At 51.4% G+C, this 3,883-nt stretch carries 4 protein-coding genes; all 4 read right to left on the bottom strand.

The window, feature by feature from the left end; all coding sequences use genetic code 11:
- Positions 1 to 1,901 (bottom strand): Ig-like domain-containing protein (locus tag MYY08_RS01395; protein WP_288012649.1); only part of this gene is annotated, 1,901 nt, incomplete at its 3' end.
- 58 nt (positions 1,902 to 1,959) lie between these two features.
- The gene (locus MYY08_RS01390; RefSeq protein WP_084970121.1) at positions 1,960 to 2,907 is read right to left on the bottom strand and encodes an OmpA family protein; all 948 of its coding nucleotides are present in this window, start codon (positions 2,905 to 2,907) and stop codon (positions 1,960 to 1,962) included.
- Between the two features lie 138 nt (positions 2,908 to 3,045).
- Positions 3,046 to 3,192 carry a helix-turn-helix transcriptional regulator gene (locus MYY08_RS19165; protein ID WP_084970147.1) on the bottom strand — a complete coding sequence of 49 codons (147 nt, stop codon included), beginning with the start codon at positions 3,190 to 3,192 and terminating at the stop codon, positions 3,046 to 3,048.
- Positions 3,193 to 3,425: 233 nt separating this feature from the next.
- Positions 3,426 to 3,815 carry a winged helix-turn-helix domain-containing protein gene (locus MYY08_RS01385; RefSeq protein ID WP_084970122.1) on the bottom strand — a complete coding sequence of 130 codons (390 nt, stop codon included), beginning with the start codon at positions 3,813 to 3,815 and terminating at the stop codon, positions 3,426 to 3,428.
- Positions 3,816 to 3,883 lie beyond the last annotated feature (68 nt).

Raw genomic sequence — 3,883 nt, 5'->3', positions numbered from 1 at the left:
CGGCCGATCAGTTCGGCGTTGTCGTAGATATTGACGTGATCGATATCGCGGGTCGCTTTGCCGGAGCAGGTCGGGCGCGCATCGTAGATGTTGCCGCCGTCCGGGATCGGACCGGTCACCGGTCCGACGTCGTCAGTCAGGCTCAGCGAACCGTCAACGATGCCGGAGGTAGTGTTATCGGGTGCAGAGGTATCAACGGTAAAGTCCCAGCCAGCATCGGCGCCGCCGGTCTGCGGGCCTTCGTTGCCTGCTTTGTCCACCGCTGATGCGGACAGAGAATGGTCGCCTTCCGCCAGATCGGTTTCCGGCGTAAAGCTCCAGTTGCCATTCTCATCCACCGGCGCGCTGCCGATCAGTTCGCCATTATCATAGATATTGACGTGATCGATATCATCGGTGGCTTTGCCAGAGAAGGTCGGGCGGGTATCGTCGGTGACGCCGCCGTCCAGGATCGGGCCGGTCACCGGTCCGACGTCGTCAGTCAGGCTCAGCGAGCCGTCAACGATGCCGGAGGTGTTGTTATCGGGCGCTATGCTGTCAATGGTAAATGACCAGCCGTCATCCGCGGTGCCGCTGATGTGCGCGCCTTCTTTACCGGCCGCATCCACCGCCGCCACGGTATAATTATGCGATGACCCTTCCGCCAGGCTTTTTGCCGGCGTAAAGCGCCAGTTGCCATCCTTATCCACCGGCGCGCTGCCAATCAGTTCGCCGTTGTCATAAATATTAACGTGATCGGTGCCCGGCGTCGCTTTACCGGAATAGGTCGGTCGGGTATCGTTCGTCACGCCGCCGTCAGCAATCACGCCGGTAACAGGCGCGACATCATCCGTCAGCGAAATAGAGCCGGAGACGATATCCGCTACCGGTCTGTTGACTATAAGCGGGGGCGAAACGTTACCGGCAGGATCTTCCGCCACAACCGTTGCAGTATTATCCCCTTTGTTAATCGGGTTGGGCTGGATGCTCCAGTCGCCGTTTTCATCCGCCGTGACGGTGGTTGTCTCGCCACTATCCTTGTCGGTAATGGTGACCTTTGCGCCCGGCTCCGCCTTACCCGCCAGCCCGTTATCATCGTTCTGCGTTATGCTCGGCGTTTCGGGTGCGGTTTCATCCCGGTAGTCGATGTTCGCGGTGCCGGTGTTGCCGCTGGAATCGGTCACCGTAACGGTGATCGCGCCGTTGGGCTGAGAAGCAGGCGCTTCGATGGCCCAGTTGCCGTCTTTATCGGTCTTCGTGGTCAGCGTGCTGCCGTCGGGTAAGGTAATAGTGACGTCGGCATTCGGGCTGGATGACGTGCCGGACAGCTCCGGGCGGCCATCTTTATCCTCGTCAGTAGGTGGATTAATGGTGACGTTCAGTTTCGGGCTGGCCGAGTGTGATCCACCATTATGATTATTCGACGCCGCCCAGGCGACGCCAGCGACGCCGGCGGTAGCCGCGCCGAGCAGTAAAAAAGGCAGCCAGGCAAAGTTATCGCCGTCCGCCACCGGGTCGGCAATCGTTGAACCTTCGCCGCCTAAAACGACCTGGCTATTCTGCCCATCCAGCATGGCTGGCGGATAATCCGCCACCTCGCCTGAGGTGGGAATATATTCATAATATTGTCCGTTTTCCGCCTGACCAATTAGATGGACGCTGTCGTTATCATAATAATCTTCGAGAATAACGTCCGGGGCGTCTGCATCTCCGCCCTCAAATGCCAGGACAAGGTTATTTCCAACGCGCTTAGTGGTCACAAGCTGCGGCGCGTGTCCGGTAGTTTCATCAATCAGTTCAATATTATATTTGCCGCGATGCGGCACCGCTATTACGACAGGAGCATCTTTTCCTGCCGCGACTTCATGAGACGAAACGATCCCTTTAGTCCCACGTAAATTTATTTTTACCATGGCAGCCATTTTTTTATCCTTGTGTAATCAAAGAAACACATTAATGTTCAGAACGCTTCCTGGGCCTTTATAAATTTTTCAGCCCATAGACTTCCACTTCGACTCTTCTGTTTGGCTGATTACAATCAGCAACTTGCTGTCGATTTAAATGACGCTGGTGGCAATCCGCCACAATAAGGTTTGATGCGCCCATTCCTTGCGCAGTAATAATATCGATGGGTAGCCCTGACTCGCTCAGCAATAATGCGACAGTCTGCGCACGCTGCTGCGACAGTAGCTGGTTTTTATCGTTATTTCCTGTAGGATCGGCATAGCCATTCACGATAATTTTATCCAGGGAGGAATAATCCTTTTGCATCTGCTCAGCCAGGCGCTGAATAGACTGCATAGCGCCGGGCAGCATGCCGCTGCGCTCATACTGGTTCAGCTTAAAAAGTGCTGAAGCATTGATGCTGTAAACGCTGCTGGGGCAGCTCTGACTATCCGCTACGCGCGAAAGCGTATGAGTCTGCACCTTCACATGCGCCAACACCTCTTTCGCCTGATCGCGATCGACCCAGCGGGCAAATATTTTCCCGTTATTATCAACGGCGACCTGATAGAAATAGAGCGTCTCTGGTTCTAACCGCGGCGTTTTTTGCGTCGAGCGGGCGAGATCGTCGCTATCGGCATCTATTTTTCCCAGCGTGACGCCCAGTTCTTTCGTTCCGGGACAAAGCGACAGGGCAATAGCCTGATGTTCCGGCAACAGACTGGCATGATAACTGCCGTTAAGAAATATATTAAGGGGCTTATTGGCCAGAGCTTCTTTGTCGCGCGCCAGGCGGAAAACAATAACGCGCGCGCGCGATTTTTCCGTAATCCACTGATTTTCTCCCGGCGGAGCATCCAATACCCATGGTGTTTTTTTCTGCGGCTCCTGTGCGTGAGCACCGGTATTCCAGGCAGCGCTGATAAATAACAGACACATCAGCCATGATAATATTTTCCTGTTCACAAGCATTCTCTTTTCCATGTTTATTATTTATGAAAATCCATCTCCAAAGCGTCTGCATCCACTTAGCGATCAATAAGCCTCTGGCTTAAGGATACACGCTGGAAACCTCTTTTTTTCTTGCAATAAAACGCTTAATACAGACCAACGATCGGCTGCTTATCCTCCTGATGCCCAGTTTATTGAACGCGCTGAGCTTAGATGTGGAAAAGGTTTTACTGAAATATTTAATTTATGTGATATCTCCTTAGGCTTTTCGCCATTAATATAGTGAGCTAAAACCGTGCTTTCTCTGTCAGAAAGTATGACGGAAAAACCTTATTGAACAGCGGCATCGTTGACGCGCTATTGCGCAGGACAAAAATCACGCGCCGCGCCAACAATTTCTTTTATCGATCATGGCATCTCACGGGTGTTATCAGACCTACCTGCCATTTAACGCGCCCTGGATAAAAGCGCGAGCATACCGATTTTAAAAAAGTTATCATTCGAAATGGCGTATGCTTTCATAGCGAAAGTGTCCATGCGACTAATTTTAATTACGCATCCTCTGTAAGAAGGTATAAAGGCCTTACCATATTTTTCTTAATTGAATAACCTTTCACCTCACTCGTTTTAATACGCATAATAAAGTCGTGAGGTACGCCTAACATGGCTAATCTGAAGCGTAAGGTCTGCATCACCTGGCAGAGCCGCTGGCTGGAAGACTTCAGTCCATGTAAATCCCATACGTGATAAAGTATTTCCTCATTCGTCACTATGCGATCGCAGGCGTTTTGCAGCAGATAGAGAAACAAACGCATCATGGTGTCCCGCAGAATAAAAAAATTCTGTGGCCTGCCAAAGGGATCATATTTTGCTACTTTCCTGTAAGCGATATCGAGTTGAATATTCTCTCCGATATAGTATCCAACGAGTTCTTTTTCCATAAAAGAATTGCTCCATTATTGGGATAGCTAAACAATCCGAATATCTCATACCGCGATATGTCGTCCTT

Source organism: Mixta sp., assembly GCF_024610815.1.
Lineage (GTDB): Bacteria > Pseudomonadota > Gammaproteobacteria > Enterobacterales > Enterobacteriaceae > Mixta > Mixta calida.
The sequence above is the reverse complement of the archived record's forward strand: the minus strand, read 5'-3'. Positions and strand labels throughout refer to the sequence as shown.

Bases quoted from the DNA above. Each gene is read 5' to 3' on its own strand.
- MYY08_RS01390 (WP_084970121.1), bottom strand. From the start codon at position 2,907: ATGGAAAAGAGAATGCTTGTGAACAGGAAAATATTATCATGGCTGATG.
- MYY08_RS01385 (WP_084970122.1), bottom strand. From the start codon at position 3,815: ATGGAAAAAGAACTCGTTGGATACTATATCGGAGAGAATATTCAACTC.